Origin of the sequence: Gordonibacter sp. Marseille-P4307, from assembly GCF_900604965.1 — a bacterium.
Lineage (GTDB): Bacteria > Actinomycetota > Coriobacteriia > Coriobacteriales > Eggerthellaceae > Berryella.
Genome location: NZ_UWPD01000001.1, coordinates 1766466 through 1782555, shown reverse-complemented (window position 1 = coordinate 1782555; position 16090 = coordinate 1766466). Strand labels below are relative to the sequence as shown.

Annotated in this window: 13 protein-coding genes; 6 read left to right on the top strand and 7 right to left on the bottom strand. The window is 60.4% G+C overall.

Features of this window, described 5'->3' with window-relative positions:
* Position 1 precedes the first annotated feature (1 nt).
* Positions 2-1915 (top strand): threonine--tRNA ligase, encoded by a 1914-nt coding sequence (gene thrS, locus EIH26_RS08180; RefSeq protein WP_124061698.1) that lies wholly within the window; start codon positions 2-4, stop codon positions 1913-1915.
* 75 nt (positions 1916-1990) lie between these two features.
* Here thrS and EIH26_RS08175 read toward each other — a convergent pair whose 3' ends face one another.
* Entirely contained in the window at positions 1991-2908 is a 918-nt protein-coding gene (locus EIH26_RS08175) for a patatin family protein (protein ID WP_124061697.1), read from the bottom strand.
* A gap of 244 nt (positions 2909-3152) precedes the next feature.
* Between EIH26_RS08175 and trxA the strand changes: the two genes are divergently transcribed.
* On the top strand, positions 3153-3461 hold the full coding sequence (gene trxA, locus EIH26_RS08170; RefSeq protein ID WP_124061696.1) for a thioredoxin: 309 nt from the start codon (positions 3153-3155) through the stop codon (positions 3459-3461).
* A 132-nt stretch (positions 3462-3593) separates the two neighbouring features.
* Here the strand turns inward: trxA and wecB are convergent, their stop codons facing one another.
* Positions 3594-4697, bottom strand: a complete 1104-nt coding sequence (wecB, locus tag EIH26_RS08165; protein WP_255409489.1) for a non-hydrolyzing UDP-N-acetylglucosamine 2-epimerase — start codon at positions 4695-4697, stop codon at positions 3594-3596.
* Positions 4698-4877: 180 nt separating this feature from the next.
* On the opposite strand from wecB, the gene glf reads away from it, so the two are divergent.
* From glf to EIH26_RS08145, 4 genes are read left to right on the top strand one after another with little or no spacing between them, the layout of a single operon-like run.
* Complete coding sequence (glf, locus tag EIH26_RS08160; RefSeq protein WP_206424708.1) at positions 4878-5990, top strand: UDP-galactopyranose mutase; 1113 nt, start codon at positions 4878-4880, stop codon at positions 5988-5990.
* A complete protein-coding gene (locus EIH26_RS08155; protein ID WP_124061694.1) occupies positions 5977-7515 on the top strand; it encodes a glycosyltransferase family 4 protein in 1539 nt (512 codons plus the stop codon). Before glf ends, EIH26_RS08155 begins: the two co-directional genes overlap by 14 nt.
* 48 nt (positions 7516-7563) lie before the next feature.
* Complete coding sequence (locus EIH26_RS08150; RefSeq protein WP_164471038.1) at positions 7564-8682, top strand: glycosyltransferase; 1119 nt, start codon at positions 7564-7566, stop codon at positions 8680-8682.
* Between the two features lie 3 nt (positions 8683-8685).
* Positions 8686-9762: a glycosyltransferase family 2 protein gene (locus EIH26_RS08145; protein ID WP_124061692.1), complete on the top strand. Its 1077-nt coding sequence runs from the start codon at positions 8686-8688 to the stop codon at positions 9760-9762.
* Between the two features lie 75 nt (positions 9763-9837).
* Here the strand turns inward: EIH26_RS08145 and EIH26_RS08140 are convergent, their stop codons facing one another.
* From EIH26_RS08140 to EIH26_RS08120, 5 genes are all read right to left on the bottom strand, one after another.
* Positions 9838-10839 (bottom strand): glycosyltransferase family 2 protein, encoded by a 1002-nt coding sequence (locus tag EIH26_RS08140; protein ID WP_124061691.1) that lies wholly within the window; start codon positions 10837-10839, stop codon positions 9838-9840.
* Entirely contained in the window at positions 10836-11942 is a 1107-nt protein-coding gene (locus EIH26_RS08135) for a glycosyltransferase family 2 protein (protein WP_124061690.1), read from the bottom strand. The genes EIH26_RS08140 and EIH26_RS08135 overlap by 4 nt, the downstream gene beginning before the upstream one ends.
* 2 nt (positions 11943-11944) lie before the next feature.
* Positions 11945-12727, bottom strand: coding sequence for an ABC transporter ATP-binding protein (locus EIH26_RS08130; protein ID WP_124061689.1), 783 nt, complete (start codon positions 12725-12727; stop codon positions 11945-11947).
* A 9-nt stretch (positions 12728-12736) separates the two neighbouring features.
* A complete protein-coding gene (locus EIH26_RS08125) occupies positions 12737-13516 on the bottom strand; it encodes an ABC transporter permease (protein WP_124061688.1) in 780 nt (259 codons plus the stop codon).
* A gap of 92 nt (positions 13517-13608) precedes the next feature.
* Entirely contained in the window at positions 13609-16032 is a 2424-nt protein-coding gene (locus EIH26_RS08120) for a glycosyltransferase (protein WP_164471037.1), read from the bottom strand.
* Positions 16033-16090: the final 58 nt, after the last annotated feature.

Below are 16090 nucleotides of genomic sequence, written 5' to 3'. Positions count from 1 at the left end.
TATGTTCATCACCCTTCCCGACGGAGCCCGAAAAGAGCTCGAAGACGGATCGACGGTTGCCGATGTTGCCGCCTCCATCGGGGCTGGACTGGCGAAAGCCGCGTTGGGCGGCGTAGTCAACGGGAAGCCCGTCGATGCGTCCTTCCACGTGTCTGACGGAGATCTGGTTTCCATCGTCACCGATAAAAGCGAGGGCGCGCTCGATCTTTTGCGCCATTCGACGGCCCATGTTATGGCGGCCGCGCTGGTCGATCTGTACGGCGATGTGAAGTTCGGTGTCGGCCCGGCCATCGAAAACGGGTTCTACTACGACATTCAGCTCGACCGTACGCTGTCCTCAGACGACTTCGCCGCGATCGAGTCCCGCATGGCCGAGATCGTCGCTGCGGCCGAGCCTTTCGAGCGCAGGGAAGTGTCCCAGGCAGAGGCTTTGGATCTGTTCGCCGACCAGCCGTTCAAGGTCGAGCTTATCAACGAGCTTCCTTCCGACGAGGTTATAACCACGTACGGCATCGGATCGTTCCGCGATCTGTGCCGCGGCCCCCATGTGCCCGACACGTCGAAGGTCGCCGCGTTCAAGCTGACCAAGATCGCCGGTGCGTACTGGCGCGGAGACGCCGAGCGCGAGCAGCTTCAGCGTATTTACGGAACCGCGTTCTTCAAGCAGCGCGATCTGGACACCTATCTTTCGAACCTCGAGGAAGCGGAAAGGCGCGACCATCGCAAGCTGGGTCGCGACCTTGATTTCTACATGATGAGCGACATGGCGGGCGTGGGCCTTCCGCTCTATCTTCCCAATGGCGCACGGGTTATCCGCACGCTGCAGGAATGGCTGCGCAAAGAGCTGTATCGTCGCGGGTACGAAGAGGTTATCACGCCGCATGTTTACAAGTCGGACGTATGGAAGACGTCGGGGCACTACGATTTCTACCACGACAACATGTACTTCTTCAACATCAACGAGGGAACCGATGAGCAGCCCCGTTTCTCCGAATACGGCGTGAAGCCCATGAACTGCCCGGGTCACGTGATGCTGTTCGGCAACTCCATCCATTCCTATAAGGACCTGCCCGTTCGCTTCTTCGAGTTCGGTACGGTGTATCGGCACGAGATGAGCGGCGCGGTGCACGGCCTTATGCGCGCCCGCGGTTTCACGCAGGACGATGCCCACGTGTTCTGCCGCGAGGACCAGGTGGTTGACGAAGTGGTTGAGATCCTCGATTTGGCGGATGCCATTATGGGCGAATTCGGATTCGAATACGAGGCCGAGATCTCCACGCGCCCCGAGAAGTCCATCGGATCCGATGCCATGTGGGAGCATGCCGAAAGCTCGCTGAAGAAGGCTTGCGAGGTGCGCGGGCTGAAATACGAGCTGAACGAGGGCGACGGCGCCTTCTACGGCCCGAAGATCGACATCAAGGTGAAAGACGCCATCGGCCGCATGTGGCAGTGCTCGACGGTTCAGGTCGATTTCAACCTGCCGGAACGGTTCGATATCTCGTATCGCACGGCCGATAACGGCGAGGCGCGTCCCTTCATGCTGCATCGTGCGCTGTTCGGCTCGATCGAGCGCTTCCTCGGCATCCTCATCGAGCACTATGCCGGCGCGCTGCCGCTGTGGCTGGCGCCCGTGCAGGTGGTTGTGCTGCCCATCGCCGATCGTCACAAGGAGGCCGCCGACCAACTGGCCAAGCGCCTTACGCGTGCGGGCGGTCGCGTGGAGGTGTACAGCCAAAATGAGCCGATGCGCGTGAAGATCGCGAAGGCTCAGGCCGAGAAGGTTCCCTACATGGTGGTTCTGGGCGACAAGGAGATCGAGGCGGGCACGGTTTCGGTGCGCGAGCGCTTCGAGGGCGATCTGGGCACGTGGGATGTTCAGAGGCTGTGCGACGTGCTTGAGGACGCGATGGTTTAAACTGCGCATTCCTGCTAGGTGGATACGGAAGGAGGCCCGCAACCTTGCGGGCCTCCTTTTACGTGTTTAGAGAGGTTAAGCGGCATCGAATCCAAGGTAGGCCGCGATGCGGGGCCAAAGGCGCAGGGCGGTTTCGTAACCCTGTAGGTACAGGTTGACCAGCGCGTCGGGGTCTTTCTCCATGTTCGAGACCGTCACCGGCTTTTCGGGCCAAATGACAACCGCTTCTCCCCGTTCATCGAGGCGTGCGAGTGCGCGATAGGTGCGGTTGTATTCGATGTGGCGGTATTCCAGGCGCTCGAGGTAGTAGGGGAAGTCCTTGTAAACCTGGCGCTCTAAGGTGTGCAGCTTGTCGGGTTCGCGAACGTAGGAGCGGTCGTGGGTGCATACCACGATGCGCTTGGCCTCGGGTCGCGTGAGGGCAGAGTACAGGATGGGTACGCTGTCGCAGGTTCCCCCGTCCAACAGCTTCTTGCCATCCACCTCTACTATCTGGCTGACCAAGGGGATAGACGACGAGGCGATAAGGTAGGGGCGGCCCTCCGAGGTCGATCGGTGCTCGTGGTAGTCGGCTTCGCCCGTCTCGAGGTCGGAGGCCACGCTGATGAACGTAACGGGGGAGCGGTCGAACAGATCGGACGAGATCGGCTCGAGCCGTTCGGGAATTTCCCCGAACATGAACGTCCGACCGCAGGCGTTTCCGGTGAGCGCGTAGCTTTTAAGCGAGAGGTAGCGCCAATCCTGGCAGTATTTGACGTTGAGGTATGCGGCCTGTCCGTGATAGCCGGCAGCGTAGTACCATCCGCAAAGGGCTCCGGCGGAAACGCCGATGACGCGGTCGCAGAAAAGCCCGTGTTCCATGAACGCATCGCATACGCCGGCGGTGAACTGTCCGCGCATGGCGCCTCCCTCCAAGACGAGGTCGACTGGCGTGACCTTGCGGCCTTCGTATGCGGGAACGGGAAGCTTGCTGTTCGGCTTGTTCAGGTTCATGGGAACTCCTTGGACGGCGCATTGTCCCACCAGTATAGTGCCCCTCCGAAGGGCTTGCGTTCGCTGAATCGCCCAGCGTTCGATACGAATGAGGAAGGCGGATCGGGTCTGCGCGCCCGGTTCCCATTCGTCCGTATACGGAAGGTAACGGTTGAGAACGAGGGCGCGCATGCGTTGAAAATGCATTAAGATTGTAAGCAATTTAAACGCCTGTCATGTAGATAGGGAACAAAAGGAGGCTCCGATGAGCGAAGTGATCAATTCCGCGAATTTCCAGGAGAAGGTTCTGGATGCAACGACCCCCGTTCTGGTTGACTTCTATGCTACCTGGTGCGGTCCTTGCAAGATGATGGCGCCTACCGTTGACGAGATCGCTGCCGAGAAGGCGGGCGAGGTTGCCGTCTACAAGATCGACATCGACCAGAACCCCGACATTGCCCAGCGCTACGGCGTCATGAGCATTCCCACCTTCATTTCGTTTGAAGGGGGCAACCTCAAGAAGCAGGCGATCGGCGCACAGCCCAAGCAGGTTCTGCTCGATCTTCTTTCCTAGCATCGATCGAACACAGCTTGTCGGAAGGCGGCCCCCGTACGGGGGCCGCCTTTGCGTTGCAGGCGAAACTTGCAGGGGGTTTGCGCAGGCGATCATCCTGCGAAGAGCCGGCGAAAGTCGATGGGCTCGCTTTTAGGAGAAGTTCGCTTTCAGGATATCTCGGATTCGCTCGGATGCATGCCCGTCTCCGTAGGGGTTCGCGGCGTTGGCCATGGCCCGGTACGTTTCCGCGTCGGCCAGGATGCGGTGCACCGTGTCGAACACCTCGTCCTTCTCAACGCCGGCGACCACGGCGGTGCCGGCGGCCACAGCTTCGGGCCGCTCGGTTTCGGTGCGGAGAACGGCAACGGGTTTTCCCAGATGAGGTGCCTCTTCCTGAAGTCCGCCCGAGTCGGTCATCACCATGATCGAGCGGGACATGGCGTTGTGCATGTCCTCGACGTCAACCGGATCGGTAAGCGTGATCTGGGGGTGTCCCTCAAGTCTGCCGAACACTGTCTCGCGCACGGCGGGGTTCAGGTGCACAGGGTAGACGAACGAGGTATCGGGATGCGCGGCGCACAGCTCGAGCACGGCGTCGCAGATGTTTTCAAGCGGTTTTCCCAGGTTCTCGCGGCGATGAGCCGTCATAAGCACGGTCGGTTTCGAGAAGTCGTGCCGGGCGAGGTCGGCGTTGGTGAACCGGTAGCCGTCGCGGGTGGTGTATTGGAACGCGTCGATAACGGTGTTTCCCGTGATGTAGACGTGCCCGGTTACGCCCTCGGCGGCCAGCGCATCGAGATTGGTTTGCGTCGGTGCGAAGTGGTAGGTGGCCAGAGCCGAGATCAGCTTGCGATTCATCTCTTCGGGGAAGGGGGAGTAGCGGTCGTATGTGCGCAGCCCGGCCTCCACATGTCCCACGGGAACCTTGCGGTAGAACGATCCGAGTGCGGCGGCCATGCTGGTGGTGGTGTCGCCGTGAACAAGCACGATGTCGGGGGCCACGTCGTCGATGACGGCCCCGATCTTTTCCATGACGGCCGTGGTGATCCCCTCGAGGGTCTGTCCGGGCTTCATGATGTTCAGATCGAAGTCGGGCTCGATATCGAAGATGGCAAGCACCTGGTCGAGCATCTCTCGGTGCTGTCCGGTGACGCAGACTTTCACCTCGATTGCGGGATCGGCCTTCAGGGTGAGCACAAGCGGGCACATCTTGATGGCTTCGGGGCGGGTTCCGAAAACAACGAGGGCTTTCACGTAGCTGCTCCTTTGTTCGCCTTGCTGTGGGCAAGATTCTACGGTAGGTGGCCAACTCATCAAGCTTACCAGCCAGAACAATAGAAGCAATGCAGATACAGGATTTTGGTGTCATGTAAAGGGGCCATTCTCGAATCTGGTATGCTTTGAACTCCAGGTGAAAACACGGAAAGGGACTCGATGGGCTTGTACGACTTGCTGGTAGTGGGAAGCGGGCTGTTCGGTTCGATCATCGCGCACGAAGCGCGCGCCGAGGGAAAATCGGTGCTGGTCGTCGAGAAGCGCGATCATATCGGGGGAAACTGCTACACCGAAGAGGTGGACGGTATCCACGTGCACCGCTACGGCGCCCATATCTTCCGAACCAACGATACATCCATCTGGGAATACGTTCAGCGGTTCTGCGAGTTCAACAACTTCGTCAACTCTCCGGTGGCCAACTTCAAGGGCGAGCTGTACAACATGCCCTTCAACATGAACACCTTCCATGCGCTGTGGGGGGTCGTTACTCCCGACGAGGCGCGCGCCAAGATAGAAGAGCAGCGCATCCCCTGCGAAAACCCCCGCAATCTCGAAGAGCACGTGCTGTCCATGGTGGGCCGCGATGTGTACGAGAAGCTGGTGAAGGGCTACACCGAAAAGCAATGGGGCAAGCCCTGCACCGAGCTGCCCGCCTCCATCATGCGTCGCATCCCCCTGCGCATGATCTACGACAACAACTACTTCAACGATCGTTACCAGGGCATTCCCATTGGCGGTTACACCGCGGTGCTCGAAAAGATGCTCGAGGGGTGCGAGGTACGTCTGTCCACCGACTATCTTGCAGACAAGGGTGCGCTCGATGCGCTTGCGTCTCAGGTGGTGTATACGGGCACGCTCGACTCGTACTTCGATTACCGCTTCGGACCGCTTGAGTACCGCAGCCTGCGCTTCGAGCACGAACGCCTGGACACCGAGAACTACCAGGGCGTTGCCGTGATGAACTTCAACGATCGCGAAACTCCCTACACCCGCATCATCGAGCACAAGCATTTCGAGTTCGGCACGCAGCCGATCACCGTGATCTCGCGCGAGTACCCGCAGGAATGGATCGTGGGCGTCGAGCCGTTCTACCCGATGGAAGACGCTCAGAACCGTGCTCGGTTCGAGCGCTATCGCGAGCTGGCCGAAAGCGAGGAAAACGTGCGTTTCGGGGGTCGTTTGGGCGAGTACCGCTACTACGACATGCAGGATACGGTGAAGTCCGCTCTGGCGAAGTACGCTGCGTGGTTCGGTGGCAATGACGGGCGTTAATCTGGCATACGGGCTTTGGGAGCGAGAGCGCGCGAACACGATCTGCCAAGTGAGTGGTGCGGGCGTGCGCTTCGTCAACCCAACGGGAGAAGAGGCGTTCTTCCGCCTTCGGTTGGACGATCTTCCTATCGGCTCCCAAGGCCGTCTCGAGGTTGAGGGCGAGCTGAGCCGGGGCGTTGCGGGCGTCGTCTACGTGGTCGATAGATTCAACCGCATTCTGGGCCAGGCGCCGCTGTCCGCAACCGCCTATTTCGAGATTAGCGACGAGCGGCCCTGCGCCCTTTTGGCGAAGGTCCCGCCCGCATCCGAGATGAGGGTATCCTCGATCGTTGCAGGGGGGGTATCGGATCGCGGTTCCATCCTGGAAAGCGTGTGCAACCGTCTGAGCGGGCGCATTGCGGTGGTTGTTCCGTCGTACCCCTCGTCCGAGAGCCTTTACCCGTGCGCGTTCGTTCATGCGCGGGTGCGGGCCTATATCGAGGCGGGGCTGAAATGCGAGGTGATCGTCGCGGCGAACCATGCGGGGTTCTCGCTGTACGAGATCGACGGCGTGCGGGTGGTCCGAACGGACATGCGCGGACTCGGACTTGTTTTGGAGCGCATGCGCTTCGATGCGGTTGCGCTGCATTTCTTCGACCCTTCTTTCGCTTCGGTGCTCGATCGCTTTTTACCTGCGGGCACCCCGCTTATTCTGTGGTCGCACAACCCCGAAACCCGCTACTGGGACTGGCCCCTGTTCACGGCGCGGTATTTTCAGCCCGTCGCCGAGCTTTCCGACGAGATGCGTCGCGAGTTTTCCAAGCGGGACGAAATTCTAGCTCGTTACAACCGAAACGACGACGTGACGTGGGTGTTCGTTTCCGACGCGCTGAAGGCGCGCAGCGAAGAGCTGGTGGGCTTTCCGTTCAACCGCGCCCACGTCATCCCGAATCTGGTAGACGAGCGGGTGTTCGCGTACCGGGAGCGTGTGGCTGGAAGGGCGCGCCGCATCGTGTGCGTGCGCAAGTTCGAAGACGTGGCATCCTATGCGCTCGATATCGTGGCCCAGGTTATCGTCGAGCTCAGCAAGCGCTCGGTGTTCGAGGATCTGGAGTTCGATGTTTACGGTGCAGGACCGCTGTTCTCCAAGCTGACCGAGCCTATCGAAGGCTTCGCGAACGTGAGGCTGCATCGCAGGTTCCTTTCGCGCGCGGAGTTGGCCGAAACGTTTTCGGAACACGACATCGCCCTGTTCCCAACGCGCTTCGATTCCCAGGGTGTGGCGATGGGGGAGGCGGCTATGTCCGGCTTGGCGGTGGTGAGCTCGGATATCCCCGCAGCGCGCAACTTCCTTCCCGTCGATCGGGGGCTGCTGTGCGACGTGGAAGATCCCGTGCGGTACGCCGATGCGATCGAGCGGCTGCATCGAGATGAAGGGCATTTCGCGGCGTGCTCGCGGGCGTGTCGCGAGCGCGTGTACGAGACGTGCCGTCGAGCGATGACGGTCGACCGCGAGATCGAGCTCATTCGATCGCTCGCTTCGTAAGAGATGGGCCGGGCGGAGTTTCGCCGAGGCCATTGTGAAAGGCAGGGTATGCAACCGCGTGTTTCCGTGATCGTCCCCGTGTACAATGTCGAGCGCTTCTTGGAGGAGTGCCTTGATAGCGTACTGGCCCAGACGTTTCCCGATTTCGAGGTCGTGTGCGTGAACGACGGCTCGACCGATTCGTCGTCGTCGATCCTCGAGCGGTACCGCGCGCGCGACCAGCGCATCGTAGTCGTCTCGCAGGACAACGCCGGTCTGTCTGCTGCGCGCAATACCGGTTTGCGGCATGCTCGGGGGGAATACGTCGCTTTTCTGGATAGCGACGACTATCTGGCCCCTACGATGCTGGAGAAGACGGTGTCGAAGGCCGATGAGGCGCATGCCCAGATCGTCGTCTTCGACTACTGGCTGTATTTCGATGAGACGGGCGATACCGGCACGTATCGCGATCAGGCGCTGTACGAGCGTTTGAACGGTTCGGTATTCGACCTGGCCGCCACACCCGAGATGGCGCGCTTCATCGGTGTATGGGACCGTCTGTTCAGGCGCGATTTCATCGAAGAGGGCGGGTTTCGCTACATCGAGGGCCGCATCTACGAGGATGTGTCGTTTTGCGTCGAATCCCTGGTGCGGGCCCAGCGCATCGCGCTTCTGTCCGACCATCTGTACTACTATCGCCGCGATGTGGCGGGGTCCATTACCCAAAACGAGGGGGGATCCCGCAGGCACAAGGAGGATTTCCTGTTCATGCAGGCATTCGCCCAACGTTGCTACGCGGAGGCCGGCGTAGGGGACGAGGTGTGGAGAAACTACGCCTGGTACTTCGTGGAATACGCCCTCATGCATCAGCGTCAGATCCACGACTATGCGTTTTTCCGCGAGTTCTTCTACCGCATCCTGTTGATGGCGTCCCCGTCTGCGGCGAGGCGTGCCGCAACGCGGCGCTGGGCGCGCGCTTACGCGAAGGACTATCCGCCGCCTGCGGGTGATTTGCCCGAACTGTTTTCGATGGGACAGGCGCGGACGAATCCCGAACAAGGAGCGTACCGCTGGTTGGTGCGTGGGGCGCATCCTGCAGCGACCTGCGGTTATTTGAAGGTTATGAACGTCGCCCGCCGTTTGGTTTCGGCGGTTGTATGGCGCGTGAGGCGCCTGGTGAAAGGTTAGGGTATGAGCGAACAGCAATCGAGAGCGCCGAAGGTTTCGATCCTGGTCCCGTGCTACAACGTCGAGAAGTACCTCGAGCAATGCCTGGGGTCGCTGAAAGCTCAGACGCTTCAGGATATCGAGGTGATCTGCATCAACGACGGATCCACCGATTCCACGGCAGCCATCATCGACCGCTTCTGCGCCGAGGATGCGCGATTCAGGGTTATCGAGAAGGAGAACTCCGGTTACGGGGCGTCGATGAACCGCGGCTTGGACGCTGCGCGCGGGACGTACGTGGGAATCCTTGAATCGGACGACTTCTGCGAGCTCGAGACGTTCGAGCGCCTGTATGCGGCAGCCGAAGAGATCGGCGCCGATGCGGTGAAGGCCAACTTCTTCTTCTACTGGAGCACCAAAGAGCCCCGCAATCGGAAAAACGAGCTGATCGGAGCTCGGATGCCTGCGGTGGTCGATCCCGCGTCGTATCCGGAGCTGTTTTGGTACATGCCCTCCATCTGGTCGGCTCTGTACCGCCGCGATTTCCTGCGGGAACACGACATCAGGTTCTTGGAGACGCCGGGCGCAAGCTACCAGGATCTTTCGTTCACCTTCAAGGTGTGGGCCTGCGCGTCGAAGGTGGGCCTGTTAAGCGATGCGTTCGTCCACTATCGCCAGGACAACGAAGCGTCGTCCATTCATGCTCCCGGCAAGGTGTTCTGCGTGTGCGACGAGTTCGACGAGATCGAGCGCTTCCTTGAGGCCCATCCCGACAAAAGCGCGCTGCACACGATCGAGACGCGCTTGAAGTTCGACAGCTACATTTGGAATTACTGGCGCCTCGATGTGGACCTGCGGTCGCAGTTCATCGAGCGTTTCGAGGCGGACTTCAAGGCGGCCGAGGCCGCCGGCACGATCGACTTCGACCTGTTCCAGCCTTGGAGCGAGGCTGATTTGCGCCATATCCTGAAAAGCGCGTCGGACTTCCATACGTGGGCGACGATCACGCAGGGCAAGCAGACGGGCATAGCCTCGCTTGCGCGCTATTGGGAGATGGGCGGTTTCGGTCTGGTGATGAAGCGCCTGAAGCATCGCGGATAGCGCGCATGGGCGCCCAGTGCGGCCAGAAGCGTTCCGATACGTAGCTTCAGGTGCTTATGCGGGTGTTCGATGCTCCTACGGCGTTGGGCGGCCCATAAGGCGATCGAGTTTTTTCGCGTCGAATCCGAGGTGGTGCAGGATACGCGCCTGATAGTAGCGCGTTCTCGACCGCTTTTCGAAGGCCGGGTAATCGCTGATGAGGAAGTCTCTGAACCAGCGCGCCCGCATAAGGCCGCGCCGGCGGTCTTCATCGAAGATGAGCGCGATGTTGTAATGGGTGTTCACCAGCAGATCGACGCGTTCCTCGACGAAGCGCTTCCGGGTGTCGTCAAGCGCGCTTTCCGTTGCGAATGCAAGCAGCTCGCGGCACACCCGTTCGTGGTCGTCCCAGCGTTTCACGTAGTTGGTGGGACTTACGCTTTGGGCGATGTTTCCCACATAGTAGTTGCATACCTCAAGGTCGAGGAAGCGCACGGTGTCGGCCCACGCGCTTACCTTCACAACCAGCTCGTAGTCGACGTAGAACGTGTGCTCGAGCAGCTTCACGCGCCGCTCTCGCAGAAAGTCGGTGCGCATCGAGAGGGTGTGTATCTGGAAGCTCGACTCGATGTCGTTGCGCAGGCAGACGTCTTTGAAAGGGATGCTTTCATCGAGCGGTAGGTTGGCGGGCAGGTCGAACCGCCGAGATTCCCCCGTCCCGAACGTAACCTCGCGTTTGACGTCGATCACCAAGTCGTCGGCGCAGGCTTCCAGCTTATCGAGCAGCGCCGAGATATTGGCCGAGCAGATGCGGTCGTCCCCGTCGATTACGCGGAAGTAGCGCCCGGTGGCGAAATCGATGCCGGTGTTGACTGCCGATCCGTGCCCTCCGTTGTCCTTCGATATGAGGCTGAACAGACCGGGGAATTTCTGCACGTATTCGAGGGCGATCTCGGCGGTGGCATCCGACGAGCCGTCATCGACGATGAGGATTTCGAGCCGCTCGTCTACGGGTTCGCAGCAGTAGCTGTCCAGGCTGGCGCGCAGGTACTGCTGGACGTTGTAGCTGGGTATGGCGATGGTGAGAACCTTGTTCATCGGCCGGACTTCGCTTTCGAGTAGAGGGCGGTCGAGCGGTTGCGAATCAGGTGGATGGCCTTTCCCAAGGCAAGCGCCGCACGAGCGTTGCGCGTCTTCAGTACGGCGAGGCATACTGCCAGGCTGCGGCTACTTCGCGCCCGACCGTTCGTGACGAGCTCATCGAAGAGTCGATCGGCAAACACCGATTCGCACCAGGCGCGCCGCTCTCGCGCGTTCAGGTGCGCCTGCAGGTCGAAAACGCGTTCGAGCGAGGAGAGGATGTAGCGGGCGAAGAGCGCCCCCAGCGTCGCGCGCGCGTCCTTGTCGAGGGCGCCTCGGTCGCACAGCAGGTCGCGCATCACCGCGATGCGTCGGCGGTGCAGTTCGTAGTAGTTGGGGATGAATTCGTTGGTGAGGTTGCTTCCCACGCGTTTCGCGTAGAGGTAGTCGGCGCTATCGATGCAGGCGAGCGACTGCGCATGGCGAAAAAAGGCGGCTGCGAACAGGAAGTCCTCGATAAGGGGGGCATCGAACTCGAACCGGAGCCCAAGACGGTCGATCAGCTCTTTGCGGTAGGCCTTGTTCCAGGCGTATCCCAGATGCGTGCCTTCTTCGAGGCCGATCAGGCGATGCGGCAAGGCGTTTCCCACCCAGAACCCGGGCTCGGGGACCATCTCGTTCTCGTAGAGAAACGATCCCTGCTCATCGAAGTAGCGCTGCTTATGGCCGAACACGACGACGTCGGGGTTTCCGTATTGCTCGAGGGCGGCTTCGATATGTTCGAGCATGGTGGCCTCGAAGCGATCGTCAGGATCGGGAAAGAAGATATAGGCTCCCCGAGCCGCCTCGATGCCGGTGTTGCGCGCACCCGAGATTCCCAGGTTCCGCTTATGGGTTAGGAAGCGGACGCGTCCGTCTCCCGAAGCTGCGTGGCGGGCTTGCTCGATGGAGTCGTCGGGTGTGCAATCGTCGACGATGATGAGCTCCCAGTTGGCGCACGTCTGTCCCAGCACGTCCCCCACGGCTGCGGCGATGTGATCGCGCACGCCGTAAGTGGGCATAACCAGGCTGAAAAGAGGTGCGGAAACGTCGCTGCCCGCAGAGGTATCGAGGGTGGCCATGGCTATTGCTGGAGACCGCGGTATGCCTCGCACACCTCTTTGACGTCGCCGTTCATGCGCATGACGCCCTTCTCGATCCAAAGCGCCTTCTGGCACACGCGCTCGACCTGGTCGATGCTGTGCGAAACGAACAGGAGCGTGGTTCCGTGATCGTTGACCAGCTCGTTGATGCGCCGCTCGCACTTCTCCTGGAACAGGAAGTCGCCGACCGACAGCGCTTCGTCAACGACGAGGATATCGGGAACCGTGGCGGTGGCGATGGCGAAGGCGATGCGGGCGGTCATGCCCGAAGAATAGTTCTTCAGGGGCATATCCACGAAATCGCGGATCTCGGCGAAATCGATGATCGCATCGAACTGCTCGTCGACGAACTGCTTGCTGTATCCGAGCAGCGATCCGTTCAGGTATACGTTCTCGCGCGCGGTCAGCTCGGGGTCGAACCCGGCGCCCAGCTCGATGAGCGGCGCGATGGTGCCGTTGATGGTGCAGGTTCCCCGTGTCGGTTCGAGTACGCCCGCCACGATCTTCAGCAGGGTGGATTTGCCCGATCCGTTGGTTCCCACGATGCCGTACACGTCGCCGCGCTTCACCGTGACCGAGATGTCTTGGAGCGCTTTGAACTCGCGGAAGAACAGCTCGTGCTTCATGGCCTTGATGAAGTACTCCTTCAAGCTGTTCAGCTGTTCGTTGGCGATATTGAACACCATATCGACGTGGTCGACCACGATCATGGGTTCGGCTTCGCTGCCGATGGACGCGCCGTCGCGCTTGAAATCCAGTGCCATAGGGGATCCTTAGATATACAGAATGAACTTGTTTTCGGACTTGCGGAACACGATGAAGCCGACAAGGAAGGTGATCAGCGCGATGCCGAGGCATACGAGGTTCTCGACGAGGTCGGGCATGGTGTCCCACATCACGATGCTTCGGAAGTAGGTGACGTAGTGGTACATGGGGTTGAACGACATGACCGTCTTCATCCATCCGTCCAGCATATCCACCGGATAGAACAGCGGCGTGGCGTAGGTCCAGGCGGTGATGACGACGCCCCAGAGGTGCATCACGTCGCGGAAGAACACGGCCAGAGCGGCCAGGAGCATGCCCAGTCCCAGCGAGAACACCAAGACGTAGAAGATGAGCAGCGGCAGCGCAAGGAGGTTGACGGTGGGGGTGATGCTGAAGTACAGCATCACCAAGACGACCGCCGCAAGCGAGATGACGAAGTTCACGATCTGGAACACCACCGACTCAAGCGGGAAGATCAGCTTTTCGATGCGGATCTTCTTGATGAGCGGCGCGGCTCCGGTGATGGAGTGCATGGCCGCGTTGGTCGAGTCGGCCATGAGGTTGAACAGGATCGTTCCCAATATGAGGTACAGCGGGAAGTTCTCGATGGTGAAGCGGAACATGAACGAGAACACCGCCGAGAGGACGACCATCATCAGCAGCGGGTTCAAGACGCTCCAAAGCACGCCCAAGACGCTGCGGCGGTACTTCAGCTTGAAGTCCTTGGTGACGAGCGTGCGCAGGATAAAGAGGTTCTTCTTCATCTGGTTCTGTTCGATAGCCTGCATGCGAATCCTTCTATCGGGTCCCGAACGTCGGGAACAGTGTACCAACAACGGCGCCGACGGTTTGTGCGGGGCGTCGGTTTGGCGAAGCCTATTTACTTACGGAAGAATCGGTTCGAGATGGCGGCCGTCACGGGGTTGTAGGCGATCTTCTCGCCGGCGGGGGTAGCCGCAATCGCGCGCGCGGCGCGGCGCAGCGAATTGAGCAGCGAATCTTCCCCCAGGTCGGTGTAGAGGCTCGCGCTGCGCGGATTGAAGTCGCACTTGCGCAGCGCCCTTACGGTGAGGAACTTCGACCCGACGCGGCCGTACAGTTCGGGGTCGGTCTGCTTGAGGAACGCGTCGAAGTCGCGCGCCCGTGCGCAGCCGCGCTCCTTGTCGGTGTCCCAGATGAGGCTGAGCGTGTAGTGGCTGTTCAGCAGGTGACGGACGAAGAGCGATTCGGTGTAGGCACGCTGGCCCTGCGACATCGCGGCTTTATGGCTGCGGTAGTAGGCCAGCATGCGGCGGATGACGCGGTCGTGGTGATCGTAGCGTGCGGTGAACACGTCGCGGTTAATGCTCTGGTCGGCGTTGCCCACGGCGTAGCGGTATACGAATTCGGGCGTGAACATGACGGTTTCGACGAAGGGAATGGGGAACAGGATGTACTCCACGTCCACATAGAACGTCTTTTCCTGGATTTTGAAGTTCGCCTTGCGCAGTATCTCGGTCTTCACCATGGTCGAGGCCATCGTGAAGTACTCCATAGTGAAGTCCGACGAGGCGAAATCGAAGATGCGGTAGTTCTCGACGCCGCTTACCTTCATCCAGGGCACGGTGTGGCCATCTTCTCCGTACACCTGGTGGTAGTTCGTGGAAACGAGATCGGCGTACTCTCCCAGTTCCTCGACTTTCGACAGCATGGCGGCAAGGTTCTTCCCGTCGATCCAGTCGTCTCCGTCCACGACGCGGAAGTACAGCCCACGGGCCTTTTCGAGGGCGGCGTTGATGGTCGAGCCGTGCCCGCCGTTTTCCTTGTCGATCAGCGAGACGATGGCGGGATAGCGCTTGCTGTACGCTTCGGCGATGGCGCGGCCGTTGTCGGGCGAGCCATCGTTGACCACGATCACGTCCAGCATATCGGCGGCGGGGCAAGACACGAACGAATGCAGGCAACGGTCGAGGAAGCTCTCGACGTTGTAGGCGGGTACGCAGATCGTCAGAAGCTTGTCGGTGCGCTTGCCGGCATCTTTCACCTCGGGCCACCATGTGCGCTCGAAGGGCTCGGGTTTCTTCGAGACGACGCGCTCGAGAGCGCGGTCGTATTCGGCGGCGACGGTGCGCGCGTCGTAGCGGTCTCGCCAGGCGCGGTCTACGGACGCTTCGACACGGCCCTGCGCGATGTCGCTAAGGGCGGCCGCTATGCCCGAGATATCGTCTTGGGTGTAGCAGAGACCGCCGGCGTGGCGAACGATCTCGTAGGCGGGCGTGTGCTTTCCCGTGACGGCGAAGATGGGGGTGTCGGTTCCCAGGTAGTCGGCGATTTTGCCGGCGAAATAGATGGAGCCGCCCGTCTCTTCCAGGATGTCGAAGTGCGCATCGATGTGCAAAAGCCAGTCGACCTCGCCCATGATGCGCAGGCTGGTTCGGTAATCGACGCTCTCTTCGATGCGGATGCAGTCGTAAAGGTCGTAGTTGTACACCAGGCTGCGCACTTCCTCGGTTACGTTGCCGATGAAGCGCAGGCGCAGTTTTTCCAATGCGGCGGCGTCCAACGTTTTCAGTCGCTGCATGGCGCGCACCAGAGGCTCGAGGGAGCGCACGTGATCGGAGTGCCCTAGGAAGGCCAGCTCGACGACGCCGTCGTTTTTCCTGTTTGGCTGCGGGTACAGCGAGGTGTCGAACGAGTGGGGAACGACGAGGTTGTTCTTGCGTCGCCTCGTTCCCAGCACGAAGTGCTCGAGCGTTTCGTGAGGGAAGATGAGCGCATCGGCATGGTGGATGGCGTAGTCTTCTATGTCTTTCAGCTCGCACATGGTACGGACGCCTTCGGACTCATGATCCTTCCAGGCGGCGCATCCGGCCTTGAGGGCCACCTGGAAGTCGGCCTTATCTTGCTTGCTGAGCGCGGGGTTCTCGAGCACCCACCCCTTGATGTGGTAGGGGGATTTCGCGATGGGATCCGCCAGCGAGGCGATCCAGGGTATGTCGGGGTGCTGTTCCCTGATGCGTTTGGCCACCTCTACGCTTTCGGGCGGCATCGAGCGGGTCATGATCGCATCGTAGGGCGATTCTGCATGCCGTTGCTCGAACAGCTCGACCGCCGCATCGATCCACGTCCCGAAGTCGTCGGTGTCGACGGGAAACGACGCGATGTTGTCGGCTTCGATGGGAAGTACCTGGTTGTAGCTCCAAAGGGTGCTCTGGGACGAGCAGACGTCGTAGTGGTGCGCCGAGTTTTTGAACAGCTTGTAGGTGACGATGCCCTCGCTCGATACCGACGGCGGGAAAAACCAGCTTGCTACGAAAATATTCATGCGAAGACTTCCTCCAGTGAGCATCGGTTCCGATGCGGCTTCATATGCGCGTGTTACC

Bases quoted from the DNA above. Each gene is read 5' to 3' on its own strand.
- trxA (WP_124061696.1), top strand. From the start codon at position 3,153: ATGAGCGAAGTGATCAATTCCGCGAATTTCCAGGAGAAGGTTCTGGAT.
- EIH26_RS08120 (WP_164471037.1), bottom strand. From the start codon at position 16,032: ATGAATATTTTCGTAGCAAGCTGGTTTTTCCCGCCGTCGGTATCGAGC.
- EIH26_RS08175 (WP_124061697.1), bottom strand. From the start codon at position 2,908: ATGAACCTGAACAAGCCGAACAGCAAGCTTCCCGTTCCCGCATACGAA.
- thrS (WP_124061698.1), top strand. From the start codon at position 2: ATGTTCATCACCCTTCCCGACGGAGCCCGAAAAGAGCTCGAAGACGGA.
- EIH26_RS08130 (WP_124061689.1), bottom strand. From the start codon at position 12,727: ATGGCACTGGATTTCAAGCGCGACGGCGCGTCCATCGGCAGCGAAGCC.
- EIH26_RS08140 (WP_124061691.1), bottom strand. From the start codon at position 10,839: ATGAACAAGGTTCTCACCATCGCCATACCCAGCTACAACGTCCAGCAG.
- glf (WP_206424708.1), top strand. From the start codon at position 4,878: ATGGGCTTGTACGACTTGCTGGTAGTGGGAAGCGGGCTGTTCGGTTCG.
- EIH26_RS08125 (WP_124061688.1), bottom strand. From the start codon at position 13,516: ATGCAGGCTATCGAACAGAACCAGATGAAGAAGAACCTCTTTATCCTG.
- EIH26_RS08135 (WP_124061690.1), bottom strand. From the start codon at position 11,942: ATGGCCACCCTCGATACCTCTGCGGGCAGCGACGTTTCCGCACCTCTT.
- EIH26_RS08155 (WP_124061694.1), top strand. From the start codon at position 5,977: ATGACGGGCGTTAATCTGGCATACGGGCTTTGGGAGCGAGAGCGCGCG.
- EIH26_RS08145 (WP_124061692.1), top strand. From the start codon at position 8,686: ATGAGCGAACAGCAATCGAGAGCGCCGAAGGTTTCGATCCTGGTCCCG.
- EIH26_RS08150 (WP_164471038.1), top strand. From the start codon at position 7,564: ATGCAACCGCGTGTTTCCGTGATCGTCCCCGTGTACAATGTCGAGCGC.